The 19,873-nt window shown below is 64.7% G+C and carries 18 protein-coding genes; 6 read left to right on the top strand and 12 right to left on the bottom strand.

Annotated features, from left to right (window positions below):
* Window positions 1-135: 135 nt before the first annotated feature.
* Both M1D34_RS13535 and M1D34_RS13530 read right to left on the bottom strand, forming a co-directional pair.
* On the bottom strand, window positions 136-1,035 hold the full coding sequence (locus tag M1D34_RS13535) for a ribokinase (RefSeq protein ID WP_107607814.1): 900 nt from the start codon (window positions 1,033-1,035) through the stop codon (window positions 136-138).
* 106 nt (window positions 1,036-1,141) lie between these two features.
* On the bottom strand, window positions 1,142-2,347 hold the full coding sequence (locus M1D34_RS13530) for a DNA recombination protein RmuC (RefSeq protein WP_498779446.1): 1,206 nt from the start codon (window positions 2,345-2,347) through the stop codon (window positions 1,142-1,144).
* Between the two features lie 149 nt (window positions 2,348-2,496).
* Here M1D34_RS13530 and def point away from each other — a divergent pair, with 149 nt between their 5' ends.
* From def to truA, 3 genes are all read left to right on the top strand, one after another.
* Window positions 2,497-3,021, top strand: a complete 525-nt coding sequence (def, locus tag M1D34_RS13525) for a peptide deformylase (protein WP_003527648.1) — start codon at window positions 2,497-2,499, stop codon at window positions 3,019-3,021.
* A 69-nt stretch (window positions 3,022-3,090) separates the two neighbouring features.
* Window positions 3,091-4,026: a methionyl-tRNA formyltransferase gene (gene fmt, locus M1D34_RS13520; RefSeq protein WP_127598352.1), complete on the top strand. Its 936-nt coding sequence runs from the start codon at window positions 3,091-3,093 to the stop codon at window positions 4,024-4,026.
* The gene (gene truA, locus M1D34_RS13515) at window positions 4,026-4,769 is read left to right on the top strand and encodes a tRNA pseudouridine(38-40) synthase TruA (protein WP_498779443.1); all 744 of its coding nucleotides are present in this window, start codon (window positions 4,026-4,028) and stop codon (window positions 4,767-4,769) included. Before fmt ends, truA begins: the two co-directional genes overlap by 1 nt.
* 167 nt (window positions 4,770-4,936) lie before the next feature.
* Here the strand turns inward: truA and M1D34_RS13510 are convergent, their stop codons facing one another.
* The 5 genes from M1D34_RS13510 to M1D34_RS13490 form a co-directional block, all read right to left on the bottom strand.
* Window positions 4,937-5,533 carry a hypothetical protein gene (locus M1D34_RS13510; protein WP_003527641.1) on the bottom strand — a complete coding sequence of 199 codons (597 nt, stop codon included), beginning with the start codon at window positions 5,531-5,533 and terminating at the stop codon, window positions 4,937-4,939.
* Complete coding sequence (gene dapE / locus M1D34_RS13505; RefSeq protein WP_498779441.1) at window positions 5,520-6,713, bottom strand: succinyl-diaminopimelate desuccinylase; 1,194 nt, start codon at window positions 6,711-6,713, stop codon at window positions 5,520-5,522. The genes M1D34_RS13510 and dapE overlap by 14 nt, the downstream gene beginning before the upstream one ends.
* A 186-nt stretch (window positions 6,714-6,899) precedes the next feature.
* The gene (locus M1D34_RS13500; RefSeq protein ID WP_003527637.1) at window positions 6,900-10,085 is read right to left on the bottom strand and encodes an efflux RND transporter permease subunit; all 3,186 of its coding nucleotides are present in this window, start codon (window positions 10,083-10,085) and stop codon (window positions 6,900-6,902) included.
* Window positions 10,086-10,213: 128 nt separating this feature from the next.
* A complete protein-coding gene (locus tag M1D34_RS13495) occupies window positions 10,214-11,422 on the bottom strand; it encodes an efflux RND transporter periplasmic adaptor subunit (RefSeq protein WP_003527635.1) in 1,209 nt (402 codons plus the stop codon).
* Between the two features lie 52 nt (window positions 11,423-11,474).
* On the bottom strand, window positions 11,475-12,290 hold the full coding sequence (locus M1D34_RS13490; protein WP_003527633.1) for an alpha/beta hydrolase: 816 nt from the start codon (window positions 12,288-12,290) through the stop codon (window positions 11,475-11,477).
* 139 nt (window positions 12,291-12,429) lie between these two features.
* Here M1D34_RS13490 and M1D34_RS13485 point away from each other — a divergent pair, with 139 nt between their 5' ends.
* Window positions 12,430-13,338, top strand: coding sequence for a LysR family transcriptional regulator (locus M1D34_RS13485; protein ID WP_003527624.1), 909 nt, complete (start codon window positions 12,430-12,432; stop codon window positions 13,336-13,338).
* 11 nt (window positions 13,339-13,349) lie between these two features.
* Here M1D34_RS13485 and M1D34_RS13480 read toward each other — a convergent pair whose 3' ends face one another.
* From M1D34_RS13480 to dapD, 4 genes are all read right to left on the bottom strand, one after another.
* The gene (locus tag M1D34_RS13480; protein ID WP_003527623.1) at window positions 13,350-13,493 is read right to left on the bottom strand and encodes a winged helix-turn-helix transcriptional regulator; all 144 of its coding nucleotides are present in this window, start codon (window positions 13,491-13,493) and stop codon (window positions 13,350-13,352) included.
* Window positions 13,494-13,570: 77 nt separating this feature from the next.
* Window positions 13,571-15,463: a DEAD/DEAH box helicase gene (locus tag M1D34_RS13475; RefSeq protein WP_498779436.1), complete on the bottom strand. Its 1,893-nt coding sequence runs from the start codon at window positions 15,461-15,463 to the stop codon at window positions 13,571-13,573.
* A gap of 152 nt (window positions 15,464-15,615) precedes the next feature.
* A complete protein-coding gene (locus M1D34_RS13470; RefSeq protein ID WP_003527621.1) occupies window positions 15,616-16,002 on the bottom strand; it encodes a DUF805 domain-containing protein in 387 nt (128 codons plus the stop codon).
* A 2-nt stretch (window positions 16,003-16,004) separates the two neighbouring features.
* Window positions 16,005-16,862 carry a 2,3,4,5-tetrahydropyridine-2,6-dicarboxylate N-succinyltransferase gene (gene dapD, locus M1D34_RS13465; RefSeq protein WP_003527620.1) on the bottom strand — a complete coding sequence of 286 codons (858 nt, stop codon included), beginning with the start codon at window positions 16,860-16,862 and terminating at the stop codon, window positions 16,005-16,007.
* A 293-nt stretch (window positions 16,863-17,155) separates the two neighbouring features.
* Here dapD and M1D34_RS13460 point away from each other — a divergent pair, with 293 nt between their 5' ends.
* A complete protein-coding gene (locus tag M1D34_RS13460) occupies window positions 17,156-18,055 on the top strand; it encodes an LOG family protein (RefSeq protein ID WP_003527617.1) in 900 nt (299 codons plus the stop codon).
* Between the two features lie 70 nt (window positions 18,056-18,125).
* Here M1D34_RS13460 and M1D34_RS13455 read toward each other — a convergent pair whose 3' ends face one another.
* Window positions 18,126-18,902, bottom strand: coding sequence for a pyrimidine 5'-nucleotidase (locus M1D34_RS13455; protein ID WP_017265880.1), 777 nt, complete (start codon window positions 18,900-18,902; stop codon window positions 18,126-18,128).
* A gap of 34 nt (window positions 18,903-18,936) precedes the next feature.
* Between M1D34_RS13455 and M1D34_RS13450 the strand changes: the two genes are divergently transcribed.
* A complete protein-coding gene (locus tag M1D34_RS13450; protein WP_027989498.1) occupies window positions 18,937-19,851 on the top strand; it encodes an EamA family transporter in 915 nt (304 codons plus the stop codon).
* Window positions 19,852-19,873: the final 22 nt, after the last annotated feature.

Genomic DNA, 19,873 nt, shown 5'->3' with positions numbered 1-19,873 from the left:
GGCGTTGCTGGCGGACGCTTATCTCTCCGTCGTCTGGAGCGTTTCAATATTTCATGGAAACACTGAAATACTCCAAGACTACGAAACTAGGCACTTCCGGACGGAAAACCGCTACACACTTTTCCTGGAAGTGCCCTAGAGCCGGGCGGCGACCTCGGCGGCAAGCGGTATCGAGGGCTGCGCGCCGGGCTTGAGGCAGGCGAGCGATCCCGCAATCGCGGCGCGGCGGAGCGCCTCGGAGAATGCGAGACCGGCGTCGAGGCCGGCGGCGAAATAGCCGCAGAACGTATCTCCGGCACCAACCGTATCGACGGGCTCGATCGTGAGCCCTTTCGCGCGGTGGAGTTCGCCTTCGTGAATCGCCACCACGCCCTCAGCACCAAGGGTTACGATCACGGTCTGGCGGGTCTCCGCGTGAAGCCCGTTCATAGCCTCTTCCCGCTCGGCGCCGGCGATGCCCGCTTTGCCGGCGAGCAGCTCGAACTCGGTCTCGTTGGCAATGACGATATCGGCCATGCGGCCGAGGCGCGCCGCATCCGGCGTCAGCGGCGCGATGTTGATGATCGATCGGATGCCCCGCCGTTTTGCTTCGGAGAGTGCCTTTTCCACCGAGGCGGAGGGAATTTCGAGCTGCAGCATCAGCGTGTCGCCGGCCGACATCTGCGCAACCACGTTCGCGGCGTCGTCCCCGCTTACGCGTGCATTGGCGCTGGCGACCACGACGATGACGTTTTCGCCATCGCCGCCGACGATGATGTGCGCCGTTCCGGTCGGCTCGCCGACGGTCTTCGTCAGATCGAGATCGGTGCCGGCCTCCTTGAGCAGCGCCAGCGCGCCCTCGGCAAAGGCGTCGGAGCCGACGGCACCTGCCATGCGCACCGAGGCGCCGGCGCGGCGCGCCGCGAGCGCCTGGTTTGCGCCCTTGCCGCCCGCCGCAGTGGAAAAGTCCGTTCCGGCAACCGTTTCGCCGGGCTTCGGAAGGCGTGCGGTGGTGGCAATCAGGTCCATGTTGATGGACCCAAAAACAGTGATCATGTGGAGGCGTCCCGTCGGCTTGCTCTTTAGATTTTCGCCTGTCGTCATCCCAAAACCGCTGCACGGTTTCGGGCGACACGCATTTGCCGGAGAGTGCCCGACGCCGTCAGTCCTCGTCAACCACTCTCAGCTTCAATTGCCCCATGCGCCCGTCCATCGGGCGCCCGCTGCCGTCGCCCGGCTTTTCGCCCTGTCTCGGATCGGCCTCGGCCTGCAGCTCGAGCGCCTCGATCTTGGCGCCCCGACGGGTCAGCTTGTCCGAGGAGATCAGGATGTCCTCGACATCCTTCTGGGTCATGGCGAAATGGCCCTGGAGCTTGCGTACGCGCTCGTCGAGACGCGAGAGGTCTTCCATCAGCCGTGCGACTTCGCCCTGTATCAGGTGGGCCTGCTCGCGCATGCGGGCATCTTTCAGGATCGCCTGGATGACCTGGATCGAGAGAAGCAGAAGCGACGGAGAGACGATGACGATCCGCTGCCGGTGCGCCTTCTGGACGACCGCTTCGAAATGCTCGTGGATTTCGGCGAAGATCGATTCGGAGGGAACGAAGAGGAAGGCCGTATCCTGCGTCTCGCCCGGTAGAAGATATTTGCCGGCGATATCGCGGATATGCACCTCCATGTCGCGGCGGAATGCCTGCGCGGCCTGTTGCCGCCGTTCGGCGCTCGCCGCGTCCCTCATGGAGTTCCAGGCCTCGAGCGGAAATTTCGCATCGATGACCAGCGGCGGCTGGCCGTTCGGCATGCGGATGGTGCAGTCCGGCCGGGCGCCGTTGGAAAGCGTCGCCTGGAAGGCGAAGGCACCCATAGGCAGGCCGTCCGCGACGATCGCCTCCATGCGCGACTGTCCGAAGGCGCCGCGCGTCTGCTTGTTGGCGAGGATGCTCTGCAGCCCGGCCATGTCCTTGGCGAGCGACTGGATGTTGTTCTGCGCGTTGTCGATCACCGCGAGCCGCTCCTGGAGCCGCCGCAGATTTTCGTGCGTCGCCTTCGTCTGCTCGCTGATCGAGGCGCCAATGCGGTGCGTCATTCCGTCGATGCGCTGGCTGAGCGACTGGTTCAGTTCCGCCTGCCGGGCGCCCAAGACCTCGGTCATGGCGGCGATGCGTCCCTGCATCTCCGTCTGCGCTGCAATGAGCGCCGACATTTGCTCTTCGCGGCCGGTCGCGCGAGCCGAACGGGCGCGCCGCACCATGATGGCCGAGAACAGCACCACGAGAATGGCGGCGGTTGTGACGAGGTGGCCGGCCGTGACGGCCAGGGTGCCGATGAGGAACAGCGGCTGATCGAAGGAAAAGGGGATGGGCTCCATGGCCGCAGACTAACAGATTCGCGTGCGAAAACCAGATCAAAACGAGAACATGCATTTCCGCTCCCCGGTCGCCCCCGTTTGGAGCACAACGGGTTTCTCGATGGCAATTTTCTTGCGCGTCGACGGAAAGATCGGCTATGGGGATCGACATGACGATCAAGCCGCTCATCATTCTTCCCGATCCGGTTCTGCGCCAGGTGTCGACACCGGTGGAGACCATTGACGCCGATATTCGCCGGCTCGCCGACGATATGCTGGAAACCATGTACGACGCGCCGGGCATCGGTCTCGCCGCGATACAGATCGGCGTGCCGAAGCGCCTCCTGGTTCTCGACGTGACGAAGGAGGGCGAGGAGAAGCAGCCGCTCGTCTTCATCAATCCGAAGGTAGTCCGCTCGTCCGAGGAGCGTTCGGTCTATGAGGAAGGCTGCCTTTCGATCCCCGACTACTACGCCGAGGTCGAGCGACCCGCCGCGATCACGGTCGAGTATGTCGATCGCGAGGGCAAGGAACAGGCGGTCGAGGCCGAGGGCCTGCTCGCCACCTGCCTGCAGCACGAGATCGACCATCTGAACGGCGTCCTGTTCATCGATTACATCTCGAAGCTCAAGCGCGATATGGTGATTCGCAGGTTCACCAAGGCGGCCAAGACGCGCGGCGCAAAGGCGATCTAGCGTCGCGGCCGCATTCAAGCTGGAGCCGCCGCCCGCTTACGGGCAATCGAAAGAGACGGAGGCCGCCACTTGCCGCTTCGCATGATCTTCATGGGCACACCGGAATTTTCCGTGCCGACGCTCCTGGCGCTCGCCGGGGCGGGTCACGAGATCGCCGCCGTTTACACGCAGCCGCCGCGGCCGGGCGGCCGGCGCGGCCTCGACCTGCAGAAGTCCCCCGTGCATCAGGCTGCCGAGCGGCTGGGCATACCGGTGTTGACGCCCGCCAATTTCAAGGATGCCGCGGACCGCCAGACCTTTCGGGATTTCGGTGCGGACGTGGCGGTCGTCGTCGCCTACGGGCTGCTGCTGCCGGAGGAAATACTCTCCGGCACCCGCTACGGCTGCTATAACGGCCATGCCTCGCTCCTGCCGCGCTGGCGGGGGGCGGCGCCGATCCAGCGGGCGATCATGGCCGGCGACCGCGAGACCGGCATGATGGTGATGAAAATGGACAAGGGGCTCGATACCGGTCCCGTCGCTCTCGCGCAGTCGGTTCCGATCGATGAGATGGTGACGGCCGGCGAATTGCACGACCGGCTGATGCAGGTCGGAGCTGTGCTGATGACGGAGGCGATGGCCAGGCTCGAGGCCGGTGAGCTTCCGCTCGCGCCGCAGGCGCAAGAGGGCGTCGCCTATGCCGCCAAGATATCGAAGGAAGAGACCCGGATCGATTTCTCCCGGCCGGCGGCCGAGGTGCACAACCATATCCGCGGCCTCTCGCCCTTTCCCGGCGCCTGGTTCGAACTCGATATTGCCGGCCGTCGCGAACGCGTCAAGGTGCTGGCCTCCGAGATGTCGGAAGGGGAAGGTGCTCCCGGAGAAGTGCTTGATCACACTCTCAGGATCGCTTGCGGAGAGGGCGCGGTGCGGCTGACGAGATTGCAGCGCGCGGGCGGCAAAGCGCTCGACGCGGCCGATTTCCTGCGCGGCACGCCCATCGCTGCCGGCGCGAGGATCGCCTGATGCCCCGCTATCGCCTGACCGTCGAATATGACGGTTCCGATTACGTCGGCTGGCAGAGGCAGGACAACGGTCCCTCAGTCCAGGGCGCAATCGAGAAGGCGGTCCTGTCGCTGACCCGCGAGACGGTCTCGATCCGCGGCGCCGGGCGCACCGATTCCGGCGTTCATGCCAGAGGGCAGGTGGCGCATCTCGATCTCACGCGCGAGTGGAAGTCGTACACGCTGCAAAACGCCCTCAACGCGCATCTGGCGCTTGCCGGCGAGCGGGTCTCGATCCTCGATGTCGCGGAAGCCCCCGGCGATTTCGACGCCCGTTTCTCGGCAATCCGCAGGCATTATCTCTATCGGATCATTTCCCGCCGTTCGCCGCTGGCGCTGGAGGCGCGGCGCGCCTGGTGGGTGCCGAAGCCGCTCGATCACGACGCCATGCACGAGGCGGCGCAGCGCCTCGTCGGCCATCACGATTTCACCACCTTCCGCTCGGCCCACTGTCAGGCGACGAGCCCCTTGCGCACGCTCGACCGGCTGGACGTGACCCGTGCGGGCGAGCTCATCGAAATCCGCGCCACGGCGCAAAGCTTTCTTCACAACCAGATCCGTTCCTTCGCAGGCTCCCTGAAGCTCGTTGGCGAGGGCAAATGGACGCCGGACGACCTGCAGGCGGCACTGAAGGCGCGGGACCGCAAGGCGTGCGGCCCTGTCGCCCCGCCGGACGGGCTTTATTTCATACGGGTGGATTACTGAGCTGGAAACAGCAGCCCCTCATCCGGCCTGCCGGCCACCTTCTCCCCGCACGCGGGGCGAAGGAGACTCGCGGCGCTCGCTCGATTCGTGCCGCTTGTCCCTTCTCCCCGCTTGCGGGGAGAAGGTGCCGGCAGGCGGATGAGGGGCTGCCGCAGATCCGCCGCCATTCAGCCCGGCATCAGGCCGAGCAGGCGCTGCAGGAACTGCATGATCATCAGCGGTGACAGCAGAAAGATCGCGGCAAGGGCGGCGGCGAGCAGGTTCTGCTTGGCGGTAACGGTCCGCAAAAGGCGGAAGAGCAGCGCGGAGCTGGCGACGAGCAGCAGAAGCCACAGCAGGGCTGCCATCCCGGCGCTGCCGGGTATGACCAGCAGCAACGCGGCCGGCACTGCCATGGCATAGGTCAGCGGGACCTGGAGCCAATTGGTCGTGACGATCACCGGCACCACCAGGACGGAAAAGCCGAGCGGGCGCGAGAGGACGGCGATCAGCACGATCGGCAGCAGCCAGCTTACGAGATCGACGGCGAGAAGCTTCCCGAAGAAGCCGATGCCGACTGTCGTACCGGTCGGCATCACCGAGAGATAATAGAGCCGCCACGAGGCCCAGCCCACGGCCAGCGCCGGCAGCGTCCAGAGGATCGCCGTGAAGGAGCGCCACAACCCGCTCTCGCTGATATCCAGCCAGCGATAGCCTTCAAGGTTGCCCTGGATCAGCAGCCACAGCCCCTTGATATAGACAAGGACTTCCTCAAGCAGCGGCATGACCGAACCAGCGGGCGATGAAGGTTTCGTATATCCCGGTCAGGATTTCGAGATCGGCAAGGGCGACGCGTTCGTCGACCATGTGCATGGTCTTGCCGACGAGGCCGAATTCGACGACCGGGCAATAGTCCTTGATGAAGCGCGCGTCCGATGTACCGCCGGTGGTCGACAGCTGCGGCTGCCGCCCGGTGACGGCCTCCACGGCACCCGAAAGCGATTCGATGAGCGCGTTGTTGCGCGTCAGGAAGACGTGGCTCGGACGCTCGTTCCAGACGATCTCGTATCTGGCCGGAGCCCGGCCGGGCCTCAGCGCGCTATCGGCTGCTGCGCGGTCGAGACGCGCCACGATCTCCGCCATCAGGCTTTCGGCCGTCCAGCGGTCGTTGAAACGGATGTTGAAGGCGGCGCTCGCCTTGGCGGGAATGACGTTTACTGCGGTATTGCCGACATCGATGGTCGTGACTTCGAGGTTCGAAGGCTGGAAATTTTCGGTGCCGTCGTCGAAGGGCGGGTCCATCAGGGCCTGTGCGAGCTGCAGGATGCTGCGCACCGGATTGTCCGCAAGATGCGGATAGGCGGCGTGGCCCTGGATGCCATGAACGGTGATCCGGCCGGAGAGCGACCCGCGCCGGCCGATCTTGATCATGTCGCCGATGCAGTCCGGATTGGTCGGCTCGCCGACGAGACAGGCGTCCCAGCGCTCGCCCCTTGCCGCCGCCCATTCGAGGAGCTTCACCGTGCCGTTGATCGCCGGGCCTTCCTCGTCGCCGGTGATGAGGAAGGAGATCGAGCCCTTGGGCGCGCCATGCTTCTCGATGTGACGGGCGACTGCCGCCACGAAACAGGCGATGCCGCCCTTCATGTCGACGGCGCCGCGTCCGTACATTTCGCCTTCGGCGATCGCGGCGGAGAAGGGCGGTCGGCTCCAGGCCGCCTCGTCGCCGACCGGCACCACATCGGTGTGGCCTGCGAACATCAGATGCGGTCCTTCGCCCCCGGTCCGGGCGTAAAGGTTCTCGATGTCGGGCGTTCCGGGTTCCTTCGCCACGACCCGGTCGACCTTGAAGCCGACCGGAGCAAGCATGGCTTCAAGAGCCGCGAGCGCGCCTCCCTCGGCGGGTGTGACGGAGGGGCAGCGAATGAGGGCAGCGAGATTGGAGACGGGATCGGTCGGGAACATGGAAGGTATGCCTGCGAAGCCGGTGGGCCAAGAAACGGTAGTCCGGTAACAGAGATTGCCGGTTTATCCGATCAGCCACCCGCTGTCACGTCCGATGAACCGGGCGGATTTCGCAGGGCGGCTGGAAAGAGAACGGGCCGGACAGATGTCCGGCCCGCCATCGACCCCGTTCGGGGGCAGGGAAGGCTACTCGCCGGGGGCGAGATGCGGGGCTTCTATATGCGCTCCGGTGTGCTTCAGCGGCTTTTCGCCGGAAAGCTTGCGGATGAGCACATAGAAGACGGGCGTCATGAAGATGCCGAAGGCCGTGACGCCGATCATGCCGGCAAAGACCGCCACGCCCATGGCGGAGCGCATTTCCGCGCCGGCGCCGGTGGAGGTGACGAGCGGCACGACACCCATGATGAAGGCCATCGAGGTCATCAGGATCGGCCTGAGCCGGAGCCGGCTCGCCTCGATCGCCGCACTGACGGCATTGCTGCCGGACAGTTCCAGTTCGCGGGCGAATTCGACGATCAGGATCGCGTTCTTTGCCGACAGACCCACCAGAACGATTAGGCCGATCTGGGTGAAGACGTTGTTGTCGCCTCCGGTCAGCCAGACGCCCGTCAGCGCCGCCATGATGCCCATCGGCACGATCAGGATGATCGCGATCGGCAGCAGCAGGCTCTCATACTGGGCCGCAAGCACGAGATAGACGAGCAGCAGCGCCAGCGGGAAGACGAGGATGCCCGAGTTGCCGGCGAGGATCTGCTGATAGGTCAGGTCCGTCCACTCGTATGAAATGCCGGGCGGCAGAGTCTCGGCCGCAATCCGCTCGATGGCCGCCTGCGCCTGACCGGAGGAGAAGCCGGGTGCCGGTCCGCCATTGATATCGGCGGCGAGGAAGCCGTTGTAGCGGATGGCCCGCTCGGCGCCGACCGTCTGCTCGACGTTGAGCAGGGCCGACAGCGGGATCATCTCGCCCGTCTGCGAACGCACCTTCAGCTTGCCGATGTCGTCGGCGTGGCTGCGATAGCTCGCATCGGCCTGGATGCGCACGCTGTAGGTGCGGCCGAAAGCATTGAAGTCGTTGACGTAGAGCGAGCCCAGATAGATCTGCAGCGTCTCGAACACGTCCGTGACCGCGACGCCGAGCTGCCGGGCCTTGGTGCGGTCGAGGTCGGCATAGAGCTGCGGCACGTTGATCTGGAAGCTCGAATAGAGCCCGGCGAGTTCCGGTGCCGCCATCGCCTTGGCGAGGACGGCCTTGGTCGCATCGTCCAGCGTCCGGTAGCCGAGGCCGTTCCTGTCCTCGATCTGCAGCTTGAAGCCGCCGGTCGTGCCGAGGCCCTGGACGGGCGGTGGCGGGAACATGGCGATGAAGGCATCCTGGATCGCCCCGAACTCCTGGTTCAACTGCATGGCGATGGCGCCGCCCGAAAGTTCGGGCGTCGTACGTTCCTCGAACGGCTTCAGCGACACGAAGACGATGCCGGAGTTGGACGAATTGGTGAAGCCGTTGATCGATAGGCCCGGGAAGGCGATGGCGTGTTCGACGCCCGGGTGCTTGAGGGCGATCTCGCTCATGCGCCGGATGACATCTTCCGAGCGATCGAGCGTCGCCGCGTCCGGCAGCTGCGCAAAGCCGATGAGGTATTGCTTGTCCTGCGCCGGCACGAAGCCGCCGGGCACCGCGCGGAAGAGCACGAAGGTGACGCCGAGGAGGACGACATAGACGCCCATGACCAGCGACTTGCGGGTGAGGATGCCGCCGACGCCCCGGCCATAGGCCTCCGAACTCGCCCCGAAGAAGCGGTTGAAGCCGCGGAAGAACCAGCCGAACAACCCATCCATGACCCGCGTCAGCCGGTCCTTCGGGGCGTGGTGGTCCTTCAGGAGAAGGGCGGCGAGCGCCGGCGAGAGCGTCAGCGAGTTGAGGGCCGAAATCACGGTCGAGATCGCGATGGTCAGCGCGAACTGGCGGTAGAACTGGCCGGTGAGTCCGGTGATGAAGGCGAGAGGCACGAAGACCGCGACGAGGACCAGCGCGATCGCGATGATCGGCCCAGAGACCTCCTGCATGGCGCGATAGGTCGCCTGCACCGGTGAGAGACCCTGGGAGATATTGCGTTCGACGTTCTCCACGACGACGATGGCGTCGTCGACGACGATGCCGATCGCCAGCACCAGGCCGAAGAGGCTGAGCGCGTTGATCGAGAAGCCGAAGACATACATCACGGCGAAGGTGCCGACGATCGAGACGGGCACGGCAACGAGCGGGATGATCGAGGCGCGCCAGGTCTGCAGGAAGACGATGACGACGACGACCACGAGCGCGATGGCTTCGAGCAGCGTGTGGATGACCGATTCGATCGACGCCCGGACGAACTGCGTCGTGTCGTAGACGATCTCGTAATCGACGCCATCAGGCATGGTCTGCTTCAGCTCGGCCATGACCTTGTGGACGTTTTCGGAGATCTGGATGGCGTTCGAGCCGGGCGCCTGGAACACGCCCATGCCGACGGCGGCCTTGTTGTCGAGAAGCGAGCGCAGCGAGTAGTCAGCGGCTCCCATTTCGACGCGGGCGACGTCGCCCAGGCGCGTGATCTCCCCGCTCTCGCCCGATTTGACGACGATGTCGGCAAAATCCTCGGGTGTCTTGAGGCGGCCCTGAGCGTTGACGGAGAGTTGCAGGTCCAGGCCGGGAACCGACGGCGAAGCGCCGATGACGCCGGCGGCTGCCTGGACGTTCTGCCCGCGGACGGCATTGGCGATGTCGCTCGCGGCAAGCCCGCGCTCTGCGGCCTTTTCGGGGTCGATCCAGACGCGCATGGAATAGTCGCCGCCGCCGAAGATCTGCACCTGGCCGACACCATCTACGCGCGCCAGCCGGTCCTTGACGTTCAGGACGCCGTAGTTGCGCAGATAGTTGATGTCGTATTGCCCGTTGGGTGAAATCAGGTGCACGACGAGCGTCAGGTCGGGCGAGCTCTTGACGGTGGTGACGCCGAGCCGGCGCACCTCTTCCGGCAGCCGCGGCTCGGCCTGCGAGACGCGGTTCTGCACCAGCTGCTGGGCCTGATCCGGATCGGTTCCGAGCTCGAAGGTGACGGTCAGCGTCATCAGGCCATCGGCGGTCGCCTGGCTCTGCATGTAGAGCATGCCCTCGACGCCGTTGATCTGCTCTTCGAGCGGTGTGGCGACGGTTTCGGCGATGACGGCCGGGTTGGCGCCCGGATATTGCGCCCTGACGACGATCTGCGGCGGCACGACTTCCGGATACTCGGAAATCGGCAGGCCGGTCATGCCGATCAGGCCCGCGACGAAGATGATCACGGAAAGAACGCCCGCGAAGACCGGGCGGTCGACGAAGAAGCGTGAGAAATTCATGGCATCCCCCTTGGGAACTTCAGGCAAGCGGAGCGCGTCTGCGGCGAAGACTTATCGCCGCGAGCACCGATGCATGCCGTTGAATGTCTTTTCGGCGCCCTGCTATGGTCCGTCAGGGCGCAGCTTGGCTATGGCTTGGCGATCGAAGCGGTCGCCTGCTCGGCCTGCGGGGCGACGACGACGCCGGGGCGTACGCGCTGCAGACCGTTGACGATGATGCTCTCGCCGGGCTTCAGCCCGTTTTCCACGATCCGGAGACCATCGGCGACGGGCCCGAGAGTGACCTGGCGGTACTCCACCTTGTTGTCCGCCCCGACGACCAGGACGAATTTCTTGTCCTGATCCGAACTGACCGCACGGTCGCTGATCACCAGCTTTTCCTCAGGCTGCGGATCGCCGATCCGAATGCGCACGAACTGACCCGGGATCAGGCGCCCATCGGCATTGGTGAGTTCCGCCCGCACGCGAATGGTGCCGGTTGCCGCGTCCACCTCGTTGTTGATGAGCTGGATATGGCCGGTGATCGGCGTCCCCTCGTCGGCGGAGGTGCCGATTTCGACGGGGATGCGTTCGATCGCATCGATGCTGCCGGCCGAGGCCGAGAGCTTTGCGAGCGCGGCGGCGACGACCTCCTCGCTGACGTTGAAGCTCGCATAGATCGGGTCCACGGACACGAGCGTCGTCAGGACCGGCGAGGCGGTGCCGGCGGTAACGAGATTGCCCGCCGTCACGTTGAGCCTGCCGACGCGACCGCTGATCGGCGCGCGCACTTCGGTGTATTCCAAGTCGAGTTTGGCGGTGTGCAGCGCGGCCTTCGCCGAGCGGAGGTTCGCCCGCGCCTCGTCGTAGACGCTGAGCCTTTGATCGACTCCGCTCTGCGGGATAGCGCTGGTGGTCACCAGCTTGCGGCCGCGTTCGAGCTCGGTTCTGGCGAGCGCGACGCGCGCTTCGGCTGCGGCAACCTGCGCTTCGGCGCGCTCGACTGCCGCGGCGAAGGGCTCGGGATCGATGGTGACGAGCAGGTCGCCCTTTTCGACCAGCGCCCCTTCGCGGAAGTGGGCGCTCAGGATCGCGCCGCCGACGCGAGGACGGATCTCGACGCGCTCGATCGCTTCGAGACGGCCGGAGAAGCTCTCCCACGTGGTGATCCGACGCGATTCGGCCTTGGCGACGGAGACCGGCACGGCCGGCGGCGCCGCTGCGGCGGGCGCTTCGGTCGCGGCATCCGCCTGGAAGCGCTGAGGCAGTCCGAAGAAGACGGCTGCGCCGCCGCCGACGGACAAAAGAATGCTCAAGCCGGCGCCCCACAGGACCCGGCGGGTTACTGTCGATGTCATGTTTTCTCCTCGCCGGTTGGGAGCCCGGCTCTGTGCTTACTGTTTTATTTGTTTACTCTTTGGCCGGCTTCGCTCCCGCCTGCTTGAAGAAGCGGGAGAAGATGCCGGATATGATTTCTTCATGCGATGGCCAGGTCTCCTGCGCCGCGCCGCCGACAGGCAGCCATGAGGCGCGCCCGGGCAGCACATGGGTTTCCACCGGAACGCCGGCCTTGCGGAGACGCTCGGCATAGGCTTCCGCCTCGTCGCGCATCGGGCACTCCTCGCTGGTGACGACGAGGGCCGGAACGAGACCGCCGAGACGGCTGCAATGGCCCGGCGCCGCATAGGGATGCGTGAGCCCGCTGCGCTCGCCGAGATATTGTTGCCAGCCTTCGGCGATGGATTGCACCGAACTCTGCGGACAGAACTTGCGAAACGAAGCCGTTGCCAGGCACGGGTCGAGCAGGGGCGACAGCAGGATCTGGCCTTTGAGGTCGGTCAGGAACTGATCGCGCGCCATCAGCGCCAGGCCGGCCGCAAGATTGCCGCCCGCCTCTTCGCCGGCGACGAACAGCATCGACTTCTTGTGCGCGAACTGCGGACAGCGGCTGCGCATGGATGAAAGCATCGCATAGGCGCAGTCGAGTGCCGCCGGAAACGGGTTCATGCACGCGGAAGGATATTCCGGCGAGATGACGACCGCGCCCGCGGCCGCCAAGGCATTGGCCACTTTTTCGCCCGCCGCGACCGAATCGCCGACGAAGCCGCCACCATGGAGATGCAGCACGATCGGCGGCGGCGCGAGCAGCGATGCGCCGCGGTAGACACGCGCGCGGCACGAGCCTTTGCTCGTCTGCATCGTCTCTTCCGTAAATTGCGCGTTCATCTCTCTTGTCTCCGCCACGGGTGAATCCCTAGATGAGGGACAACTCGCGATGTTTGCAGCATATCATTGTCTTTCGTCTGGAATAGTCCGCGGGTTGTGATTACACTATTCGGTATTTCGAACAATTCGGTTATTGAAAATGGACCAACTCACGGCCATGCGCGCCTTTCTTCGGGTTGTGGAGACCGGCAATTTTACTCGTGCCTCCGCCTCCCTCAACATGCCGAAGGCGACCGTCACCAATCTTATCCAGGGGCTGGAGGCGCATTTGCGCACGAAGCTGCTCAATCGTACCACGCGGCGCGTCCTGGTGACGCCGGACGGTGCGCTTTATTACGAGCGCGCCGCACGGCTGCTTTCCGACCTCGACGAACTGGACGGCAGCCTCTCGACGGCCCAGAGCCTGCCGAAGGGCCGACTGAGAGTCGAGACGGCAAGTGCCTTCGCCAATCTGGTAATCATTCCGGCGCTGCCCGAGTTCCACAAGAAGTACCCCGATATCCAGATCGATCTCGGGGTTTCCGACCGAACGATCGACTATCTCGCGGAGAACGTCGATTGCGCCATCCGCGCCGGTACCCTGACGGATCAGTCGCTGATCGCCCGGCGCATCACCGAGATGAAGTTCGTCGCCTGCGCTTCGCGGGATTTTCTCGAGCGACACCCGGTGCCGCAGCACCCTTCCGATCTGGAGAAGAATTGCTATGTGGTCGGCTATTTCCTGCCGAAGACCGGTCAGCAGATGCCGTTCCATTTCCGGCGCGGCAACGAGGAGATCGAGGTGAGTGGACGCTATACGGTGGCTGCGAACGAATCGACCACCTATCTTGCCGCCGCCCGGGCGGGACTGGGCGTCATCCAGGCGCCGCTCTTCATGGTGCGCGAGGACCTTCGCAACGGGACGATGGTTCCGGTTCTGCCCGACTGGCAGGTCGAGCCGATGCCGATCTATCTCGTCTATCCGCCGAACCGTCACTTGAGCAGCCGTTTGCGCGTTTTCGCCGATTGGGTCGTGAAGGTCATGGCGCAGTCGCAGAACGGCGAGTGACGACCCCGTTCTCACCTGTTCGTCTGCGCGTCATAGCGTTCGCGCGCGGCGTCGAGCGTGCCGAAATGGGTCTCCGCCCAGCGGTCGAGCACGACCAGCGCTTCACTCAGCGAGCGGCCCACCTCGCTCAGGCGATATTCGACATGCGGCGGCACGGTCCTGGAGACTTGATCTGCGGGGATTCACCTCAAGTTTTCCCGCCGCGATGCCGATCGCCGGCGGGAATGCCATCTCAAGGCTGGCGCTTCTTGGCGTTGTTGCGCTTGGCACCGGCCTTGAAGTCGCCGGTTTTCTGCGCTTCGGGCTTGCCCTTCTTCTTGCTCCAGGGCTTGTCGCCCCGGCTGTCCGAATGCGCATCCTGCGCGATGGGAGGCTGCTTGTCGAACTTGCGCTTCGGCTTGAAGTCCTTGTGCTCGCGCTCCGCTGCGGTCGCCGGCGGCCGCTTCTTCTCGAAGTCCGGCTTGTCCTGCCGCGGCCTGGAGCTGTCCGGGGCACCCGGAAGGGTTTTGACGCGAATACCCTTTTCCAGCATCCGGTTCGGGCCGATCGCGGCAAGGAGGCGTTCTGCGCCGTCGGCCGTCATCTCGACATAGGTTTCCTCGGGCTGCATGCGGATCGCGCCGATATCGCGCTTGCTCAGCTTGCCGTAACGGCAAAGCATCGGGATCAGCCAGCGGGGCTCGGCGTTCTGCTTGCGCCCGACGGAGAGGGAAAACCACTGGCCGTCGGCGAAGTCCGCGCGCGGAGCCGGCTCGCTGTCGCCCGTGAAAGCCGGGCCGTCGCGACGGGGTTTCCTGCGATCGTCGTAGACGGCGACATCCACGAGTTCCTCCGGAGCGGAACGGTTCGAGCGGAATTGCCGGACGAAGGCCGCGGCGATCTTTTCCGCCCCGTAGCGGCTGATCAGCGTCTCGACGATCGCCTGTTCATCCTCGCGCGGAGCTTCGGCAAGGGCCGGATCGGCCGCGATGCGCTCGTCGTCGCGACGTGCCACCTCGTCGGCCGACGGGGGCTTTGCCCAGGCGGCGGTAATCCGTGCGTTTTCAAGCAGCCGCTCGGCCTTGCGGCGGGCGTTCACGGGCACGATCAGTGCGCTCACGCCTTTCTGGCCGGCGCGGCCCGTCCGGCCGCTGCGATGCAGCAGCGTGTCGGAGTTGGTCGGCAGGTCGGCATGGATCACGAGCTCGAGGCCCGGAAGGTCGATCCCGCGCGCCGCTACGTCGGTCGCGATGCACACGCGGGCGCGGCCGTCGCGCATGGCCTGCAGTGCGTGGGTGCGTTCGTTCTGGCTGAGCTCGCCTGAGAGCGCCACGACGGAGAAGCCGCGATTGTTGAAGCGGGCGGTCAGATGATTGACCGCGGCGCGCGTCGAGCAGAAGACGATCGCGTTCCTCGCTTCGTAAAAGCGCAGCACGTTGATGATGGCATTCTCACGGTCGCTCGGCGCCACGAGCAGCGAGCGGTACTCGATGTCGCCGTGCTGCTTCTGCTCGGAGGTGACGCCGATGCGGACTGCGTCGCGCTGGTAACTCTTGGCGAGCGTCGCGATCGAGCGCGGTACGGTGGCGGAGAACATCAGCGTGCGGCGATCCGCCGGCGACGCCTCGAGAATGAACTCCAGATCCTCGCGGAAGCCGAGGTCCAGCATCTCGTCGGCCTCGTCGAGCACGACGGCCTTCAGTCCCGATATATCGAGCGATCCACGGCGGATATGGTCGCAAAGCCGTCCCGGCGTCCCGACGACGATATGGGCGCCGCGTTCCAGCGTGCGCCGTTCGCTGCGCATGTCCATGCCGCCGACGCAGGAGGCGATGGTGGCCCCCGCCATCTCGTAGAGCCAGTCGAGCTCACGCATGACCTGCAGCGCCAATTCGCGCGTCGGCGCGATGACGAGTGCAAGCGGTGCGCCGGCCTGCGCGAATTTCCTTGCCGAACCGATGAGCGTCGGCGCCAGTGCCAGGCCGAAGGCCACGGTCTTGCCCGAGCCGGTCTGGGCGGAGACCAGCGCGTCGGCGGTGCCGAGCGACGGATCCAGCATGGCCTGCTGAACCGGCGTCAGCGTCTCGTAACCGCGTTTTGCCAACGCCTCGGCGATCGCCGGCGCGATCCCTGCGAATTCTGTCATGTCTCTTCTTTCGGATTTCGGTTGTCGTCGGCGGAAGAGCGGACCTCGGTGCAGGTCGTCATCAGGCGTCGATTGCCGCGGCCAACGTGGTCGCGGCCCTATTCAGTTGCCGCGCTACATACTTGGTGAGCGTTGAAATGTACAGGGCGGAATCAATCTCCGGCCGGCGCATCGCGGCGGCTGCCATATTCGTTTGCCCTGTTTGCGCCCGGCCAGAGGCAGAGACCGATGAAAACGATCGGGCTCAGAACCGGGATGAAGAGGCAGAGCGCCAGCGGGCCGGGATAGCCGATATCATGCAGGCGCTTGATCGCCAGCATGGCGATGGAGAGCGTCGAAAGCACGCCGGAGACGATCAGAGCCAGCGTCCAGAGCGCGAGCGCCGCGTCATCCACCTCGTTCTTCATCATCTGCACCAGAAAAATGGAGCCGACGGCGAACCAGAAGAGCCAGGCGAGGAGAAAGGGCAGGCGGCCGATACGGCCGGAGGGGCTGAAGAACAGCCACATCATGCTCGGCTGCCGCCCCTCCTTGGCCATCGTCAGTCCCGGAGCAGTTCGTTGATGCCGGTCTTGGAGCGGGTCTTCTCGTCGACCCGCTTGACGATCACGGCGCAATAGAGGTTCGGCGCCGGCTGGCCATTGGCCATGGTGGAGCCGGAAGCCATGGAGCCGGCGACGACGACGGAGTAGGGCGGCACTTCGCCATACATCACCTCGCCCGTCGCGCGGTCGACGATCTTCGTCGACTTGCCGATGAAGACACCCATGCCGAGCACCGAACCCTCGCGGACGATGCAGCCTTCGACCACCTCCGAGCGGGCGCCGATGAAGCAATTGTCCTCGATGATGGTCGGGCCGGCCTGCATCGGCTCCAACACGCCGCCAATGCCGACGCCGCCGGAAAGATGCACGTTCTTGCCGATCTGCGCGCAGGAGCCGACGGTCGCCCAGGTGTCGACCATCGTCCCCTCGCCGACATAGGCGCCGAGATTGACGAAGGAGGGCATCAGCACCGCATTCGGTGCGATATAGGCGGAGCGGCGGACCACGCAGTTCGGAACGGCGCGGAACCCGGCTTTCTCGAACTCGTTGACGCTCCAGCCGTCGAATTTGGAGGCAACCTTGTCCCACCAGACGGCTTCGCCCGGTCCGCCTCTGACGAGTTCCATCGGATTGAGGCGGAAGGAGAGGAGCACCGCCTTCTTGAGCCACTGGTTGACCGTCCAGGTGCCGTCCTCACTGCGTTCAGCGACGCGTACCTTGCCGCTGTCGAGCAGGTTCAGCGCCGTTTCCACGGCGTCGCGAACCGCGCCGCGGGTGCCGGTGTTGACGGCGTCGCGCCCTTCGAAAGCGGTCTCGATCGTCTGCGACAGGGAGGCGAGGTCGTGGTTCGTCATCGGAAATCCTTCGAGTTCGGCGTTGTGCTGCAAGCTCTACTGCATAATTCCCCGAATCGGAACCGGCTTCACGGATTATGCAGCGATTCAAGATGTCGCGCGGCTTCACCGAAACCTGGCGCCCATGGAGCATGATCCTCAAAAGTTGAAGGCCTTTTCGGCTCGCGCTCCTCAACGGGACTTGGCAAGTCTCAACTAATCCGGCAGTAGGGACGCCTCTATGGCCGAGAAAGATCCGAAGGGACGCGTCCGGACGAGGTCTCCGGTGTTCGAAACGCGACGGGAAACGAAACATGGCACGCATGAAGAAGCGGACTCTGCGCCGCAAGGATGGGGTTTGGGATCCGCTGGCAGACAGCTCCCAGAGCAGGCAACGCGCATCGAGCGTGCCTTTGACGCCGCAATCGGCTTCGCCCACCTATCGTCTCGCCTATATCGACGACGATTTCCTGTGCCGTGAGGAACTGAGGCCCGTCCGCCTGCAGCTCGAGCTCCTGAAGACCGAGATGATGCTCGAGGAGCGCGGCATCAACTCCACCGTGGTGATGTTCGGCGGAGCCCGCATTCCGGAGCCGGGCGGCGAGGCCTGGGCCGCCAAGAACGACATCCAGCGCAAGAATCTCGAGGCTGCCTCGATCTATTATGACGAGGCGCGCAAGTTCGCGCGATTGTGCTCGGAGCAGTCGGCAAAGCTCGGTTACAAGGAATATGTGGTCGTCACGGGCGGCGGCCCCGGCGTCATGGAGGCGGGCAATCGCGGCGCAGCCGACGTCGGCGCACCTTCGATCGGCCTGAACATCGTGCTTCCGCACGAGCAGGCGCCGAACCAGTTCGTGACGCCGGACCTGTCTTTCAATTTCCACTATTTCGCCATCCGCAAGATGCACTTCCTGCTGCGTGCCAAGGCGGTCACTGTCTTCCCGGGCGGCTTCGGCACGCTCGACGAACTGTTCGAAACCATGACGCTGATGCAGACCGGCCGGCTTGCTCTGGTGCCGCTCATCCTCTTCGGCGAGAAATTCTGGCGCAGCATCATCAATTTCGAGGCACTGGCCGAGTTCGGAACCATCGCGCCGGACGACGTCGACCTGTTGCATTTCGTGGAGACGGCCGAAGAGGCATGGGAAATCATCGCCGGGTTTTACGAGAAGGTCGACCCCCGGTCGGTCCCGATGGCGTCCGGACGGCGGTAGTTCACAAAAAAAGCCCCTCCCGAACCCCTCCCCCTGTAGGGCCTGTGGGGAGGGGCCTTTGACTTTTGGGCTAAACAATCACACTGCGCAGGAAACCCGCCAGGTCTTCCGTGACGTAGTCGATCTGATCGTCCGCGTCGCTCGACGTTTCCCAGGCCTCGGCGAACTCGTATTCGAGATTGCGCGGCACGAGCAGCACCGTCTTCATGCCGAGCGCCTTAGGGACGACCAGGTTGCGCGGCAGATCCTCGAACATCACCGCATTCGCCGTGTCGATGCGGTGAAGGCCCATGAACTTGTCGTAGGTGTCGCCGGCGGGCTTCGGTATGAAGCCGGCGGCGACGATGTCGAAGATGTCGTTGAAATGCTCGAGAATGCCGAGCGCCCGCGCGGTCATCTCCGCATGGGCGACGCTGCCGTTGGTGAAGATGAACTTGCGTCCGGGCAGCGCCTTGATCGCCTCGCCGAGCGCCGGATCGGCCGGCACCACGCTATAGTCGATGGCGTGGGCTCTTTCGAGGAAATCATTGGGATCGATGCCGTGATGAAGCATCAGGCCCTGAAGCGTGGTGCCGTGGTCGCGGTAGTATTCCTTCTGCAGCTTCTTCGCCTCCGCAGGCTCCAGCGACAGGAGTTCGGCAACATAGGCCGTCATGTTGCGGTCGATCTGTGAGAACAGATTGACGTGATGCGGATAGAGCGTGTTGTCGAGGTCGAAGACCCAGTCGGTGACATGGGCGAATTCGGCGTGGGTCGGCATGCGGTCGAGCTTCTTCATGGGCGGGTTTATGACACGGCCGGCCTTGCGAAGCAAAACGGTTTGTTCACCTGCGACCCGATTGGCCATGGATTGTTTTCGGCCTGCGTGTTAGCGGGCAAATATGGAAACCTGGGTTCTCATCACCGTCGCCGCGGCCTTCCTTCAGAATGTCCGCTCCGCCATGCAGAAGCACCTGAAGGGCGTCATGGGCACCACCGGCGCGACTTTCGTCCGCTTCGGCTTCGGGCTGCCTTTCGCGCTCCTCTACCTCGTCCTGCTCTGGCGCGTCGGCGGGCATCAGCTGCCGGTGCCGAACGGCACTTTCTATCTCTGGGCGGTGGTCGGCGGATTGGCGCAGATCGCTGCGACCTTCCTGCTCGTCCATCTCTTCTCCTTCCGCAACTTCGCGGTGGGCACCGCCTATTCCCGCACCGAGCCCGCCCAGGCGGCGCTCTTCGGACTGATCTTCCTCGGCGAAAAGGCAAGCCAGGGAGCGCTGGTTGCGATCGCCATTTCGGTGGTCGGCGTCATGCTGATCTCCGTCGCCCGAACGACGCTCAGCGCGCGGTCGCTGCTGACATCGATCTTCAGCCGCACGGCGGGAATCGGGCTGCTCTCCGGTACCTTCTTCGGTCTCTCGGCGGTGTCCTACCGCTCGGCCTCGCTGGCGCTGGAGCCGAGTCTGCCTCAGCCGGACTATGTGATCCAGGCGAGCTTCACGCTCGGCTTCGTCATCCTGCTTCAGACGATCGTCATGCTTCTCTGGATCGTCGCGCGTGAACGCGACGAACTGAAACGCATAGGTGCTGCCTGGAAGCCCGCTTTCGTCGTGGGCTTCGTCGGCGCCTCGGCCTCCTTCGGCTGGTTCGCGGCGATGACGCTGCAGCAGGCGGCGATCGTCAAGGTGGTCGCTCAGGTGGAGATGCTGTTCACCTTCGCCTCCTCCTTCTTCATCTTCCGGGAGTGGATCAACCGGCTCGAACTGGTCGGCTGCCTGCTTATCGTGCTCGGCGTGGTCATGCTGCTCGTCATGTGAGGGATCGGCGAACAGCACGAAT

It is taken from the genome of Ensifer sp. D2-11 (assembly GCF_054161295.1).
Note: the sequence above shows the minus strand (reverse complement) of the source record. Positions and strands in the feature narration are given on the sequence as shown.